The following is a 15,200-nucleotide window of genomic DNA, read 5'->3' as shown; positions in this document are numbered from 1 at the left end:
TTAATTTATGCGAGAATTATTTGAGAAACTATCTATTGTAATATATTTTTCATTATTGTCACCATCATGAGATATGATATACATATTCGGCAATTGCTGCCTTAGAATTCTTAAAGCAATATATGCTAGCACACCATCTAAATGCTTAGTCTTCGCGAAACCATGCTCATTGGCTTTAAGTATAATTGATTTAAGATATGATTTCATAGCCTGTTCTTGGCTCTTTAAAAATTGCGCTATCTCCAAATGCACCCCATATCCATAGCGAGTGTTTATCCAATTAAACAACATGTAGCTTAGAGACTTATATCTATATCCTTTTTGCCCTATTAAAAGAGCAGAATCAATACCATCTATTATGATAAACACAGAATGAGTATTATAGGGCTTTACTTCGATTTTATCTATATCTAGTGGCAAAATCCCAAGAAGTTCAACCAACTCATCTTTAATTTCTTGACATGCTATAATCATAGCATTTGATTCCATATCATAGCAATAAAGACTGCTTGCGGGTAGATTGCATGATATATTGTCTTGGCTTTCAGTATGATGTTTATTCAAAACAATATTACTAGAACATATATCCATATTAGATTGATCTATACTATATTCATTATCTTCTATATATTCATACTGTTTATCTTTTATATCTGGCATATTATATTTTATATTATTTAAATTGTTTCGGAGGATATATGTATCTTTGTTGCTATCGTGTATTTTGGAATTTTCTAAACCATCACCATCATATTTACCAATATCCAAGCTATTTGTATTATATATTTTGTTATTAAACCCATCACTCCAAGCAAGCTCATTTGAATCATTGTTATTTGTCTGCACTTGTTCTATTTTAATAGGGTCTAAATATTGGTTTCTTATGTAATGTTGGCTTTGAATCGACTTAGCAACATTGCTGAAATAAGCAATTATAATAGCCTCCTTCTTACCAAAGCCTAAAAAACCTGCACTTGGATTTTGAATTATCTCATAATCAATATAATCAACGGAACAACCAAAATACTCTGAAGCTTGCAACAAACAAGAATCAATCGAATTTGAAACAAATTTTTTCATTATTTTATCCCTAGTTTTCATATATTATAATGATAATATATAAACTTAACAGGGATTATTTGTTATTTTAAATAACTCAAGATTTATTTTTATGCTTAACTTCTATTTCTTTCTGCTTTTTAATATCTAATATTTTATTGATTGCAAGTTGCTGTATTATGGAAATAATATTATTTACTGTCCAATAAAGAATTAAGCCCGCAGGAAATGTAATAAGAAAAATTGTAAAAATTACAGGTAACCACTTAAAAACTTTTGCCTGCATAGGATCGCTAAATGCAGTAGGCGTTAGAGTTTGTTGAGCATACATAGAAAGCCCCATAAGCAAAGGCAAAATAAAATAAGGATCCATAACGCTTAAATCATGTATCCAAGCAAAAAATGCTGCGTTCTTTAGCTCAACAGCATTATACAAAACTCGGTAGATAGCAAAAAATACAGGAATTTGCAATAGCAATGGTAGACAGCCTCCAAGCGGATTTGCTCCATGCTTTTTATAAAGCTCCATCATAGAAGCTTGTAACTTCTGTGGATTACCCTTATGCTTTTCTTGCAGCTCTTTCATCTTAGGGGCTAAATCTTTTAGCTTTTGCATACTTACCATTCCCTTAAAGCTCAAAGGGAATAATATGATTCTAATGATAATAGTAAGCAAGATAATAGCAACTCCCCAATTCCCTATATGTTGATATAAATAATCAAGCAATGTAAATATGTATTTAGCAAAAAATGTAATTCTCCCATACTCAACAACGCTAGTTAAATGAAGATTAATGGATTTTAATAAATTATAATCCTTAGGTCCAATATATCCATATAAAATCTCATTTTGCTCTTGAAGATTAACAAATGGTCTAGGCATTCCCTTGCCAAATGAGCCAACCACGACAGAAAGAGGTTTTTCTATGTTAAATAGTAGACTTGTGTAATATCTATCCACGCTAGCTATATAAAGGGCATCTGAGTAGTTTTGCCCCTCTATCTTGGCATCACCATCTTCTATTTTTTCTATACCTGTATCGGTCTTTTGTAATAAAACTCCATGAAAAGCATAACTCTCGCCATCTGCATTTGGCCGCATGCCATTACTAATAATATATTGTGCAGGTTTGCTAAGATTGATTTCAACTTTATAGGTCATATTGGGATAAATGGTAAGCTTTTTTTCTACAGTTATATCACCTAAGTTTTGCATGAGAACTAAAGTCTGCGCGCGATCTTCGATTGCAATATGCTCTACACTAGCCGTGTATGGAGTGCTATTAGAAAGCTCTCGTAAATGATTATCAACAAAAAACATTTGGAGTGGATATAAACTAGCATTATTAGCTAAAAGCGGCAATCTATCAAGCTTATTATTTTCTCCTCCAACAACGCCAAATATCCTACCAATATGAGTAAAAATTCCCTCTTGATGTGGCTGGATATATTTATCTGCCTTAAGATAAACTTGAACAATAGTCCCCCTAGAATCTATATCCATATCAAAATCTTTACTATTTACTCTAGTGATTATATTTTTTACAGCTATGGAATCAGTTAGTGGATCATTAGTATCTTTTGCTTGAGATGATGATTGATTAGTAATTGCTTTTGGAATCTCGCTACTATTATCAACCTTAACCTCATTGCTTTGTTTAATAGATGTTCCTGTAGATGACTCTGGAGCAAAAAACTTTGACCAAACAACAATTACTAAAAATGAAATGGCTACGGCTAAGATTAATCTAAGATTGCTTTGCTTATCCACGTTAGAATACCTCTATTTTAAACATAAACGGAAATTATATAGAATTTTTGGAATCTACGCAATAAACGCATATTTGATTCTATGAAAAAATAGTTTGCATTCTGCGGGATTTGAGGGCATATCGGAGATAGAAAATGAGCTTGTTTGAAGCTTGCTATAAAAATCAATTTTTGTATATTTTTTTGCTTATTGATTGGCAGAAAAACAAATGCAGGGTTAAATCCTCCTTTGCTTAGAGGATTGCAATATAAGATTCTGCATACTATCTTGCAAACTGCAAACACTGGATTATCAAACCTTAAAAGTATTAAGGCATATATAGAGCAAGTGGGATAATAGCGACACGCCGGTGGCAAAAACGGAGAAACAAAACGCTTGTAAAATAACACAAAAAGATACATGAGTCTTCTCATCATTCACCTTTAAATATTGACAAATATTTAAACAAAATATAATATTATACTTAACCAAAGGCGGTATTTATGTTTAGTAATGAAATAACAGGGCTTAACGAAGTTATCATAAAGTTTTGTAAAATTGACAAGAGAGCTATTATTCCAAAATTTGCTAGCAATGGTGCAGCCGGCTTTGATTTTCATGCTTTGGATTCTTATGTTATAAAGCCAAATGAACAATCTCTTATTCACACAGGGCTTAGCGTAGAGTTGCCATTTGGATATGAGCTACAAGTGCGCCCTAGGAGTGGTCTAGCATTAAATCATAAAATTACCATTCTTAACTCTCCGGGGACTGTTGATAGTGATTATCGCGGAGAATTGATGATTATTTTGATGAACTTTGGAGAGGAATTTAAAATTAATAGCGGAGATAGGATAGCACAAGGCATAATACAAAGGCTACCCATTGTAAAAATCGAAGAAGTTTCTATGCTTAGTAAAACTAAGCGCGATAAAGGCGGATTTGGTAGCACAGGTATATAGGCACATGATTATTTGGAAATAGATGACTATAAGTTGCTTATGGTATTTAAAACTAGACGCAGAGCAAACAAGCTTGCTTCTTGCTGAATAAAAATTCTTGATGAAATTAGTGTTGAACTTGAATTTTGCTGGATTGGATTTTGAAGGTTGGGCTTTAGATGATTTGATTCTCGTATATTAGAATCTTTTTCTCTAAAGTCTGAAAAATCTTGGGGATTTTGGTAATTCTTAAATCCATATAATCTTTCCAAATTAAAGCTTGGTGTGTAAGAATCTAAAGCATCTTTTGAGAGATAATTTTGCGAAATGACTACAGGAAGCATAGACTTACATAATACACAAGTAAAAACATATCCTATAGGAAGATTAAGAAAATTATGTCCACTTGTATCCTCTGAAGCCAAGCCACTTGTTGCAATGGCTATATCAGCCCCAAATATATCCATAGCTCCCTTTGCCATAGCCTTCACGCATTCTTCAGAATAAACACCAAAGTCTTTGAACACAAAATCCTGAACTCCTAGAATCTGCTTTTTTGATTCTATACTATATGCAACTATTCCACCTTTATATGCATTACTAGCACCTTGAACAGATGTAAGCAAAGAGCTCAACACTCCACCTGTGCAAGATTCTGAAACGCAAATTGTAAGGGATTTTTGCGTTAGTTTATGTATAAGGAAATGAGCTAAATCACCATGCAAGAGTCGTTCGCCAAATAATGATTGCAACTCTTGGAAAAATAATTCTAAATCTACTCCACTACCAATAGCTACAATCTCATAATCATTATCTCTTGAACAAGAAAGTGAAACATTGAATTTGCTAGCTTGACTAGTCAATATTTGAATTGTGCTTTGCTGCTCAAAGCCTAGTATCTCAAATGACACAATTTGTCTAGTCATATCGTCTTGCATAATTTCTCTTTAAATATTCTATTTGAATTACAAGCATTATAATACCTACAGCAAAAATATATTAAATTTAATATACAAAATATTCATAATTTCAAATGTAAGTATTATGCTACTTTTTATTTTTTGTCATCTTTGTCATCCTTTTTGCTATCTTTAGATTTGTCGTCCTTAGCATCTTTTTTATCATCTTTAAAGATTTTAAAATTTTTATTCTTCTTTATGAAGCTTGATTGCTGTGAATATAGATGAACGATATTTGGATCAGCTAAAAGACAAACAGAATTTTGATCCTTATCCTCATAATCTACCTTACTTAGTAAATCCCTGGCAAGATTTAGCCTTGCTCTCTTTTTATCATTAGAATCCACAATCACCCAAGGACAAAATGGCGTATGCGTACGCGAAAACATCTTCTCAAATGCCTCTGTGTAATCGTCCCACAGGTTTAAAGATTTCGCATCAATAGGGCTTAATTTCCACATTCTTAAAGGATCATCTTTTCTCCTCTCAATGCGCCTTTTTTGTTCTTCTCTAGAGACATTTAAGAAATATTTAAATATCATGGTCCCGCTTGCTACTAGCATTTGTTCTAGATTGCTTACTTGATAGATAAATTCCCTATATTCATCTTGGGTACAAAATCCCATTACTTTCTCAACACCAGCCCTATTATACCAGCTTCTGTCAAAAAAAACTATCTCACCACCAGTAGGAAGTGTGCTTATATAACGTTTAAAATACCACTCTGTTTTTTCTTCTTCTGAAGGTTTGGGTAGGGCAACAACGCGACAACCCCTAGGATTTAAATGTGTTGTAAGAGCTCTAATAGTGCCACCCTTACCAGCACCATCTCGTCCCTCCATAATGATTACAATCTTCTGCTTTGTTTTCTTTACCCAATTCTGAAATTTGACAAGTTCTATTTCTAGCTTACAAAGCTCTTTTTCATAAAAATCATTCTTAAGTAGATGACGATTATTAATGATTTTTTTGCTATATACTTCTTTTGGATCCAAAGACTCTTCAGGTCTTACAACAATTTGCTTTTTACCCATTGCTATGAATTCCCCTTTGTTACAATATTAATATAATCATTCAATTCTAACTAAAGTATCCTTAAGCTAATGTTAAGTTAAATATCTGCTGCTGAATACTTAACTTAAAGAATATTTTTAGATACTATACCAAGTTAAGATATAAGTATTTCAAATACTTCTAAAAAGGAATAAATAATGAATTTTTTTAAAAAGTTAAGTGTCGGGTCAAAAATTATCATAAGCATAAGTATAGTATTGATAATTTGCATGATAATTATGATGGTTGTCATCGTAATTCAGTCAAGCAAAATACAATATAGAGAAGCAGATAAGCTAGCAAAAAATATTTCAGGTAGAATCTCAGCTTCATTGCAATCTGATCTAAATAAAACTATAATACCAGTTGAAGTTACTGCTAATATAATTAATACTATGTTAAATACTGGCTTCGGCAGTGATACAAATCATTTAACACTAATACAAAAATACATAGAAAACATGTTAGATACCACTTTAGGTAAATATGGATACTTATATATTAAAAATTATAATAGTAAAATGGGCAAAATAACAAACCCTAAGTATCTTCTACCAAATGGCGATTTAATGATTCTGCTTAATGACAATATTCCAGATAATCAAGGTGGCATAGAGCTATTACAAGCAGATCCAAGTATACTATCAATTCCTAGCATATCTGAAGTATTAAGCACAGGCAAACAAGTCATAGGCACTCCAAGAAAAATTCAATTTGCCAATAATGCTGAATTTTTTGGTATGGGAGTAAACTCCCCATTACTTGATAATGATCAACAAATAATAGGAGTAATTGGAGCTTTTGTTGATTTACATAAAATAAACGAAGATATAGCAGGAAATAAATATAAAGCCTTTAGCAATGACTATAGAGTACTAGCAACAAGTGATGGAATAATTGCAGCTCACTCAAATACATCATATCTTGGAAGACAAATAAAAGAAATTAATTCGAATCCTAGCATAAACGCAATTCTTGATGCAATTTCTAATAGAAAAGATGGGGTATACAATCTTGTTAACTTACAAGGGATAAATAGTTATGGGGCTATATCAACATTTGATATTGGTAATACATATTGGGCATCTATAGAAATAGTGTCAGAACAAGATATATCTATACCTATAGTTGAACTTAGAAATATTATAATAATTAGCATATTAATTACTCTTGTAATAGTTATTAGTGTAGCATACTTTTATATTAAAACGCAGATTGTATCACGTATCCAAAATATTTATAGGCTATTACAAAACTTCTTTAGATTCCTAAACCATGAGATAAAAGTTCCGCCAGCTTTAATAAAACCCAAATATCAAGATGAAATTGGAGATATGACAATATCAATAAACCACAATATTGAAAAAATGCAAAAAGGACTAGAAAAAGATAGACAAACAATAGAGGAATCCGTAGAAACTGCAAAATCAGTAGAGCATGGCAATCTAACATCTAGAATTCAATCTACCCCATATAATCCTCAACTTATGGAATTAAGAGATGTCCTTAATCACATGCTTGAAGAATTACAAAATAAAATTGGTAGCAATCTTGATGAAATTGAACGTGTGTTTAACTCCTATATAAAGCTTAACTTTACAACAGAGGTTAAAAATGCTAACGGACGAGTAGAAATAGTAACAAACGCATTGGGAGAAGAGATAAGAGAAATGCTTATTGCTTCTAACAACTTCGCTAGTGAACTAGAAGAAAAAAGCAAAATATTAAAAGAAACTTCACAAGAGCTAGTAAAGGGTTCAAACACTCAAGCAAGCTCGCTTGAAGAAACGGCATCAGCTATAGAAGAAATAACATCATCTATGCAAAATGTATCAGGTAGAACAGATGAAGTAATAAAACAAAGTGAAGACATTAAGAATGTTATTGGAATAATAAGAGATATAGCAGACCAAACAAATCTATTAGCATTAAATGCAGCAATAGAAGCAGCAAGAGCAGGAGAACATGGTAGAGGATTTGCAGTTGTTGCAGATGAAGTTAGAAAACTAGCAGAGAGAACTCAAAAGAGCCTAGGAGAAATAGAAGCAAATACTAATATATTAGTGCAAAGCATTAATGATATGGCAGAGTCTATTAAAGAGCAAGCACAAGGTATAAGTCAAATTAATGAAACAGTTGACCAACTAGAGCAAGTTACACAGCAAACCCTAGAAATTGCTGGTCATTCTCAAGAAATAAGCAACTTTGTTAATGACATATCTGAAAGGATTATGCAAGATGTAGCTAAAAAACGATTCTAGATATATGATGTAGCTAAATCAACATTAGGCAGATTCTTGATTTGTGAATCTTGTTAGTCCCATAAAATAAATTATGCGTAATTCAACACATTTAGATTCCCAACTTGATGACATAAATCAAAGCAAAATATATTTTTTAGATTTCTTAAGCTATTCCCTCCAAATGTATCTAGAATTATTAATTATGAAGTTTTAGATTCTTTATATCATATAGTCATCATAAAAATACTATTATGTTGCTTTAGCATAAAGTCATAATTATGATAATTTTGTTATCTAGCTTAGGATATAAAAATGATTCTGTAATGCAAATAAATAGAGGTTATTAATCTTATGCATATGTAAGCAATTTATATTTTTGGGCTATTGTTAATAATGAGTTATTAGAATATGTTTATTTAAAGATAGTTTATATAAGCACAATATCAAGGGATAATGATGCAAAAGATTATATTGCAAATAAGCTATTTTTTTTATCTATGTGTATATGTGGAATTTGGCACATATACAATGGCACAAGCCAAGCATAGTCCAGGATCTCGCTATTATCTAGAAAGACTATTAAGAGATCCTAGTATTTCATTAGACGATATTGACACTAGTAAGATTACTGATATGAGTAGGTTATTTCAAGATTCAAAGCGAAAAGATTTCACAGGTATAGAATCATGGGATACAAGTAATGTTACAGACATGAGCTATATGTTTGCTGGAGCTAAATTCTTTAACCACAATATAGAATCTTGGAATGTAGAAAATGTAGAATATATGAGCGGAATGTTTCATGATGCCAGCGAGTTTAATAGTCCTCTTAATTCATGGAATGTAAGCAATGTAAAGTTTATGTTTAATATGTTCCTAGGAGCAACTAAATTTAATCAGCCGCTTAACTCTTGGAATGTAGAAAATGTAATAGCAGCTGGAAGCATGTTTTATAACGCTTTATCATTCAATCAAGATATAAGCAATTGGAATCTAGAAAAACTAAAGAATGCTAGAGATATGTTTCACAACGCAAAAAGCTTTAATCAGGATTTAGAGTCATGGAATATGCCATCATTAAAAACTATGGATAGAATGTTTCTTAAATCTGGTATGCAAAAGATTCCCTCTTGGTATAAGGAGGAATGGCAGAAAGAACAAGAGATAAAATATATAAATAAGCATTTTTATCCCAAATGATAAAGGTATATAATGGAAAAACAAAGCAAAATTGCAAAATATATTGCAAACATATCAAGAATATATAGACAATCTGAAAAGTTCTTTAGTCTATTAGTAGGCTTACCAAGCTATGAAAAATATAAGGAACATCATGAAAAATATCACCCAAATTGTCCTATAAAAAGCCGCAAAGAATTCTTTCTAGATTCTCAAGATAAAAGATATGGAAGAGGTGGCGGAAAAAGATGCTGTTAAATTAAACAATCTTAAAGGAATATTATATGTATAAATTTGCCATTAGCAGACCCGTATCAACATTTATGTTTGCAATGGCTCTTATTTTGTTTGGAATATATGGAATAAAAAGCATGCCAAAAGCTTTGTTTCCTGATGTAGATTTTCCCGTAGTGGTTGTCAAAACTATATACAAAGGTGCTAGTGCAGAAACTATTGAAACCAAAGTAACAGACAAAATTGAGCAAGCTGTGCTAGCAATTGATGGAATCAAATATGTAACATCAAATTCCGCGAAAAACATTAGTATTGTGGCTGTGATGTTTGAGTTAGAAAAGCCTTTGGAAGTAGCTGTAAATGATGTTCGCGATAAAGTAAATGCCGTGGTGCTAGATTCTGAAATAGATAAGCCAACAGTGCAGAAGCTAGATACAGGCAGCACTCCTATTATTTCTCTCTTTTTATCATCTGATAAACCAATGCCAGAAATAATGAAACATACAAATAATATCATCTCTCCTATATTGCAAAGAATTGGAGGAGTAGGAAATGTACAACTAAGCGGATACCGTGAAAGGCAAATTAAAATCTATCCAGATCCTACATTGATGAGCAAATACAACATCACATATACAGACCTATCAAGTATCATAGGAAGAGAAAATAGAGAGATAGATGGCGGGCGATTAATAGACTTAACTAGCGAGCATTACATTATCACAGATGCAAATAGCATAAACGTAGAAGAAGTAGGAAACATCATCATAAAAGATGGATTAATGCTTAGAGACATTGCAGATATTGAAGATGGACTAGCAGAGGAAAAATCTTATGCAACATACAAAGGCAAAAGAGGAGTAATATTAGAGGTTCAAAAGATCACAGGAGCAAATGAAATAGCCATAGCCGACGGTGTAAAAAAAGCAATGAAGCAAATAGAAGCAGTAAGCCCGGGATATGATATAAATATCTTTTGGGACACTACAGAATATATTCGCTCATCAATTAATGACATACAATTTGATTTAGCATTAGGCGGATTTTTAGCTGTGTGCATTGTGTTATTTTTCTTACGAAACTTCACTATTACAATAGTATCAGCGATATCATTGCCTGTTTCAGTGTTAGGTGCATTTGTATGTATACATATTATGGGCTTTACGCTTAACATGCTAACAATGCTAGCCTTAACTCTTGCTATTGGAATTATCATAGATGACGCCATTGTCGTCATAGAAAACATTCATAACAAACTAGAACATGGTATAAGCCCAAGAGAAGCAGCCTATGAAGGGGTTCGCGAAATTGGATTTGCCATTATAGCAATCTCTGCTATGTTGCTCTCTGTATTTATCCCAGTGGGGACAATGAGCGGAATCTCGGGCAAATTCTTTGCTAGCTTTGGGCTAACAGTAGCACTAGCTGTAGTAATTAGCTATATTGTTGTAATAACTGTCATTCCTATGTTTAGCGCGCTTTTAGTTAAAGCAGAACAATCAAGATTCTATTATAAGACATTGCCATTCTTTGAGCGAATTGATAATATATATTTGTCTATCTTGCAATTTCTAATGAAAAGTTGGAAGAATATGTTAATTGTGGCTAGCTTGGTTTTTGGCATTTTTATTCTTTCGCTATTTGTTGCATCAACTATGGGTAATGAATTTTTACTAAAAGAAGACAGAAGCCAATTTCAGATTATGTTCAAAGCAAAGCCAGGAATTAGTATTGATGAGATGAAAAGAAAAACTGAATTCTTTGCAAGTCATATAGAATCAAACCAATATGTAGATTTTGTAACTCTGCAAGTAGGACCCGGCGACTTACAGCAAGCTTTCTTTTCTAAACTGTATGTAGCACTAAAACCACTAAAAGAGCGTAAGAAGCATGGCAAAGAGGCAGACCAATTTGTTATATTGCAAAGTCTAACTGACACCTTACTATCTATGCCCGAAGCAGAAGGTATTGATATATATGGATCTGAAGTTCCATTAGTTGGGGGTGGAAACGATAATACACCTGTGCAACTTGCTATATTTTCGCCAATAGAGCAAATAATGCAATCAAGCGTTGAAAATCTAAGTAAATATATTACAGAGCAAGAACCAAGATTTAAGGATAAAATCACAAATTTTCATCTTTCTACTTCAGATTCTATGCCAGCATTTAAATTAAAACCAATTAGGCAGAATCTAGCACAATATGGAATCACAAGCACAGACATAGGACAAGCAGTAGCTACGGCATTTTCTGGTGAAACCCAAGTAGCATACTATAAAGAAGATGGCAAGGAATATTACATAACTGTTCGTGCTCCAGATTATAAACGTATGACTTCTGATGATTTAAAGCGAATTCAAGTTAGAAGCAAAAACGGAGACTTAATATTTATAGACGGACTAGTTGATATAGAAGATGATCTTACATCTACCAATATTACAAGATTCAATAGGCAAAGAAGCATAATAGTAGCAGTAGCACCAAAAGAACATAGTGGGCTTAGCGTTGGAGAAATGGTAGATCTAATTGAAAAAAATGCCAATTCTGGAGCAAAATGGCTAGATAGTGGCGCAAACTATCGCCTAATGGGACAAGCAGATAGTTTAAGTGAGACACTTGTAGCATTTGGTGTAGCCATTATGATGGCATTTGTGCTTATTTATCTTATTCTTGCAGCATTGTATGAAAGCTTTTTACAGCCAATTATCATCATGGTGACTATGCCGTTAAGCTTTAGTGGGGCATTCTTTGCAATCAAGATAGCAGGCGGAAGTGAAGCGGCTATTAGCATGTTCTCCATTATGGGGCTCATTTTGCTTATTGGAATGGTAGGTAAAAATGCCACATTACTAGTAGATGTAGCCAATGAAAACCGAAAGAATGGAGCAACACTTGCACAATCAATACAACTTGCAGGTAAGCAAAGGTTAAGACCAATCCTTATGACAACTATAGCCATGGTAGCAGGCATGTTACCCCTAGCAATAGCAACAGGCGATGGCAGTGCTATGAAGCAGCCAATAGGGCTAGCAATGATAGGCGGATTAATGGTATCTATGATACTATCTTTAATTGTAGTCCCTATATTTTATAGAATCATTACGCCTCTTGATGAAAAAATACAGAGATTCTATAGGACAAAAGACGATAAGTAATCATTAAAAACAAATGATATGAATTAATATAAGATTATTAAGTTATTAAGACTTACTTACAACAACTATTATCTTTTGTCTTATAACCAAACTTAGTAGATGAAGAATCTAAAAGCTATGAAATTAAAAAGTATTTTGATTAAAACTTAAAATAGAAAAATTATCCTCAATATATATTTTCAAAAAATACACAAAAGAGCTTGACACAAAAGAGCTTATATATTAGTATAAAACATCATAAATAGAAAGGATATATCATGTCCAAAAAGGTATCTATTATAGGTGTTGCAACAACCTATGCAGGCACTGTAATTGGGGCAGGATATGCTTCTGGACAGGAAATCTTGCAATATTTCTTATACTTCAAAGAACATACTTGGCTTATTGTATGTTTGACTACACTATTGTTTTTTGTATTTGGATATTTACCTGCTTGGCTTGCTATTACTCTTAGAACAAACAGCTATATACAAGCAATTAATCCGCTTAATATCAAATTCCTTTCTTTGTTCTGTGATTTGTTTATAACGCTTTCATTATTTGGCACGCTAGTTATAATGCTATCTGGAGCTGGGGCTACATTTGAAGATAAGTTCGGATTACCTATGTTTGTAGGTGCTTTGGTCGTGTGTATTCTACTTGTGATTAACACATATATAGGGCTTAACACGATTGTAAAGGTTATGGAGATAGTTATACCCATTATGTTTCTTGGGGTCGCCGTTGTTGGAATCTACTCTATAGTAAATCCAAGTAATGCATCTGAGCAAGAAATAGCAAATGCTGCGGTGAATAATAGCAGCTTGATTTGGCACTGGGGGATTTCTGCTGTGTTATATGTAGCCTTTAACTTCCAATTAGCACTGGCTGTTCTTGTGCCACTTAGCGATGAATCAAAAAACAATAGCACAATATTTTTTGGTATATTGCTAGGGGCAATCATGCTTGGCGGTTGTGCATTATTCTTAAGCCTAGTGTTAAAGGCGCATATAGTTGAAGTTGGCACACAGAGATTACCTATGATAGTGCTTGCCAATAATATGTCACCTTTTATTGGCTCTCTTTATGCAATTATATTATTTTGCGGATTGTATTCAACCGCTATTACTTGCTTTTATGGATCAGTAGAAAGATTTAAAAAAATCTATAAACTACAAAGAACATCGTCATTGATAGTTATAACAGCCACTGCGCTAGTTGGATTCTTTGCTAGTCTTTTGGGATTCAAGGATTTGATTAGTATTGTTTATCCATTGCTTGGATATGGTGGGATAGTCATTATGCTTATTATACTTTATGCTTACTTTCAAGTAAAAACCAAAAAGCAATAGAATGGCTTATCATAGTCTAAAAAGGCAGGTATGGGCAGAGATTAATATGTCCAATTTTCTGCATAATATTAATCTAGCTAAAGAAAGAATAGAGGAAAATACAAAATTAATGCTAGTGCTAAAGGCAGATGCTTATGGTCATGGAGCAGTGAAGCTAGCAGAATTTGCGTTAAAGCATAATATATCTTTTTTTGGAGTTGCAACACTTGAAGAAGCACTGCAACTTAGAGAAAGATTCAAAGAACCTAGAATCCTAATCCTAGGATACACACTACCATATCATGCTTTGGAGGCTATCAAAAACAATATTGAGCTATGTATATATGATATGCAAACAGCAAAAGAATTTTCAAATATTGCTAGCAAAGAAAACAAAGAGGCTTTAGCGCATATCAAGCTAGATACAGGCATGAATCGTATAGGATATAAATATACAGCCAGAAGCATAAAGGAAATACAAGATATTCTTAATCTACCATATATTAATGTTAAGGGTATTTTCACACATTTCGCTACGGCTGATTCTAATGATTTGGAATATTTCAATAAGCAAAACAAGGGCTTTCAAGATTTCCTAGATTCCATAACGCTACCAAAAAATATCTTATTGCATTGTGCTAATAGTGCTAGCTTACTTAGGTTTAAACAATCACATAGAGATATGGTTAGGCTAGGGATCAGCGCATACGGCTTAAAACCAAGTATAGATATGGATATGCAAGGGGTAAAACTAAAGCCAGCTATGAGCCTTAAAGCCAATATCATACATATAAAAGAAATAGGCAAGGATGAAGGTGTAAGTTATAACAAAACATTCATAGCCAATAAGAAAAGCAAGATAGCCACATTGCCTATAGGCTATGCCGATGGCTATATGAGACTTTTATCCAACAAGGCAGATGTGCTAATACATGGCAAAAGAGCACCAGTGATAGGCAATATTTGCATGGATCATTGCATGGTTGATATTAGCCACCTAGAAAATGTAAAAATAGGAGATTGCGCATTGTTGTTTGGCTACGATAATATGGGCAATGAGTTAAGTGTAGATGAGTTGGCTAACCATATTGGAACTATTAACTATGAGCTTGTTTGTGCAGTATCTAAGCGAGTGCCAAGAGTTTATGTTAAGAATACTTAAAGGCTATAACAAATGATGTTACTATAGCCTGTCAATTTCTAATCCATCTACTTAAACACACTCATAACCCCACTAAAATCTAAATACAGCTTTATATTAAGTAAACGAATCTTTATAATTCCTTTTCTCTTTGCTAGCTCAAATATAAAGCC

At 32.9% G+C, this 15,200-nt stretch carries 12 protein-coding genes; 7 read left to right on the top strand and 5 right to left on the bottom strand.

The features are described 5' to 3' along the window. From LS73_RS00060 to yidD, 3 genes are all read right to left on the bottom strand, one after another. Positions 1-1,080 carry a Jag N-terminal domain-containing protein gene (locus LS73_RS00060; protein WP_052089985.1) on the bottom strand — a complete coding sequence of 360 codons (1,080 nt, stop codon included), beginning with the start codon at positions 1,078-1,080 and terminating at the stop codon, positions 1-3. Positions 1,081-1,156: 76 nt separating this feature from the next. After that, positions 1,157-2,830 (bottom strand): membrane protein insertase YidC, encoded by a 1,674-nt coding sequence (gene yidC / locus LS73_RS00055; RefSeq protein WP_034559583.1) that lies wholly within the window; start codon positions 2,828-2,830, stop codon positions 1,157-1,159. A 17-nt stretch (positions 2,831-2,847) separates the two neighbouring features. Continuing rightward, positions 2,848-3,243 (bottom strand): membrane protein insertion efficiency factor YidD, encoded by a 396-nt coding sequence (gene yidD, locus LS73_RS00050; RefSeq protein ID WP_158654949.1) that lies wholly within the window; start codon positions 3,241-3,243, stop codon positions 2,848-2,850. 69 nt (positions 3,244-3,312) lie between these two features. Between yidD and dut the strand changes: the two genes are divergently transcribed. Further along, positions 3,313-3,771 (top strand): dUTP diphosphatase, encoded by a 459-nt coding sequence (gene dut / locus LS73_RS00045; RefSeq protein ID WP_034559587.1) that lies wholly within the window; start codon positions 3,313-3,315, stop codon positions 3,769-3,771. 26 nt (positions 3,772-3,797) lie between these two features. On the opposite strand, the gene LS73_RS00040 is transcribed toward dut, so the two are convergent. Then, positions 3,798-4,688: a CinA family protein gene (locus LS73_RS00040; protein WP_052089987.1), complete on the bottom strand. Its 891-nt coding sequence runs from the start codon at positions 4,686-4,688 to the stop codon at positions 3,798-3,800. Between the two features lie 116 nt (positions 4,689-4,804). Beyond that, positions 4,805-5,743, bottom strand: a complete 939-nt coding sequence (gene ppk2, locus LS73_RS00035) for a polyphosphate kinase 2 (protein WP_034559589.1) — start codon at positions 5,741-5,743, stop codon at positions 4,805-4,807. A 177-nt stretch (positions 5,744-5,920) separates the two neighbouring features. Between ppk2 and LS73_RS10485 the strand changes: the two genes are divergently transcribed. The 6 genes from LS73_RS10485 (at position 5,921) to alr (ending at position 15,048) form a co-directional block, all read left to right on the top strand. Next, positions 5,921-8,023 carry a methyl-accepting chemotaxis protein gene (locus LS73_RS10485; RefSeq protein ID WP_114985949.1) on the top strand — a complete coding sequence of 701 codons (2,103 nt, stop codon included), beginning with the start codon at positions 5,921-5,923 and terminating at the stop codon, positions 8,021-8,023. 438 nt (positions 8,024-8,461) lie between these two features. Then, positions 8,462-9,205, top strand: a complete 744-nt coding sequence (locus tag LS73_RS00025) for a BspA family leucine-rich repeat surface protein (protein WP_034559689.1) — start codon at positions 8,462-8,464, stop codon at positions 9,203-9,205. Positions 9,206-9,217: 12 nt separating this feature from the next. Further along, positions 9,218-9,442 (top strand): YbdD/YjiX family protein, encoded by a 225-nt coding sequence (locus LS73_RS00020; protein WP_104692126.1) that lies wholly within the window; start codon positions 9,218-9,220, stop codon positions 9,440-9,442. A 26-nt stretch (positions 9,443-9,468) separates the two neighbouring features. Continuing rightward, positions 9,469-12,576 (top strand): efflux RND transporter permease subunit, encoded by a 3,108-nt coding sequence (locus LS73_RS00015; RefSeq protein ID WP_034559687.1) that lies wholly within the window; start codon positions 9,469-9,471, stop codon positions 12,574-12,576. A 257-nt stretch (positions 12,577-12,833) separates the two neighbouring features. After that, on the top strand, positions 12,834-13,907 hold the full coding sequence (locus LS73_RS00010) for a YkvI family membrane protein (protein WP_052090001.1): 1,074 nt from the start codon (positions 12,834-12,836) through the stop codon (positions 13,905-13,907). A gap of 1 nt (position 13,908) precedes the next feature. Next, positions 13,909-15,048, top strand: a complete 1,140-nt coding sequence (gene alr, locus LS73_RS00005; protein ID WP_034559685.1) for an alanine racemase — start codon at positions 13,909-13,911, stop codon at positions 15,046-15,048. Positions 15,049-15,200: the final 152 nt, after the last annotated feature.

It is taken from the genome of Helicobacter muridarum, assembly GCF_000765805.2.
GTDB classification, from domain to species: domain Bacteria; phylum Campylobacterota; class Campylobacteria; order Campylobacterales; family Helicobacteraceae; genus Helicobacter_A; species Helicobacter_A muridarum.
The sequence above is the reverse complement of the archived record's forward strand: the minus strand, read 5'-3'. Positions and strand labels throughout refer to the sequence as shown.

What these genes read in the sequence shown, in the direction of transcription:
- LS73_RS00060 (WP_052089985.1), bottom strand. Translation starts at nt 1,080, where the DNA reads ATGAAAAAATTTGTTTCAAATTCGATTGATTCTTGTTTGTTGCAAGCT.
- yidD (WP_158654949.1), bottom strand. Translation starts at nt 3,243, where the DNA reads ATGAGAAGACTCATGTATCTTTTTGTGTTATTTTACAAGCGTTTTGTT.
- dut (WP_034559587.1), top strand. Translation starts at nt 3,313, where the DNA reads ATGTTTAGTAATGAAATAACAGGGCTTAACGAAGTTATCATAAAGTTT.
- LS73_RS00040 (WP_052089987.1), bottom strand. Translation starts at nt 4,688, where the DNA reads ATGCAAGACGATATGACTAGACAAATTGTGTCATTTGAGATACTAGGC.
- ppk2 (WP_034559589.1), bottom strand. Translation starts at nt 5,743, where the DNA reads ATGGGTAAAAAGCAAATTGTTGTAAGACCTGAAGAGTCTTTGGATCCA.
- LS73_RS10485 (WP_114985949.1), top strand. Translation starts at nt 5,921, where the DNA reads ATGAATTTTTTTAAAAAGTTAAGTGTCGGGTCAAAAATTATCATAAGC.
- LS73_RS00025 (WP_034559689.1), top strand. Translation starts at nt 8,462, where the DNA reads ATGCAAAAGATTATATTGCAAATAAGCTATTTTTTTTATCTATGTGTA.
- LS73_RS00020 (WP_104692126.1), top strand. Translation starts at nt 9,218, where the DNA reads ATGGAAAAACAAAGCAAAATTGCAAAATATATTGCAAACATATCAAGA.
- LS73_RS00015 (WP_034559687.1), top strand. Translation starts at nt 9,469, where the DNA reads ATGTATAAATTTGCCATTAGCAGACCCGTATCAACATTTATGTTTGCA.
- LS73_RS00010 (WP_052090001.1), top strand. Translation starts at nt 12,834, where the DNA reads ATGTCCAAAAAGGTATCTATTATAGGTGTTGCAACAACCTATGCAGGC.
- alr (WP_034559685.1), top strand. Translation starts at nt 13,909, where the DNA reads ATGGCTTATCATAGTCTAAAAAGGCAGGTATGGGCAGAGATTAATATG.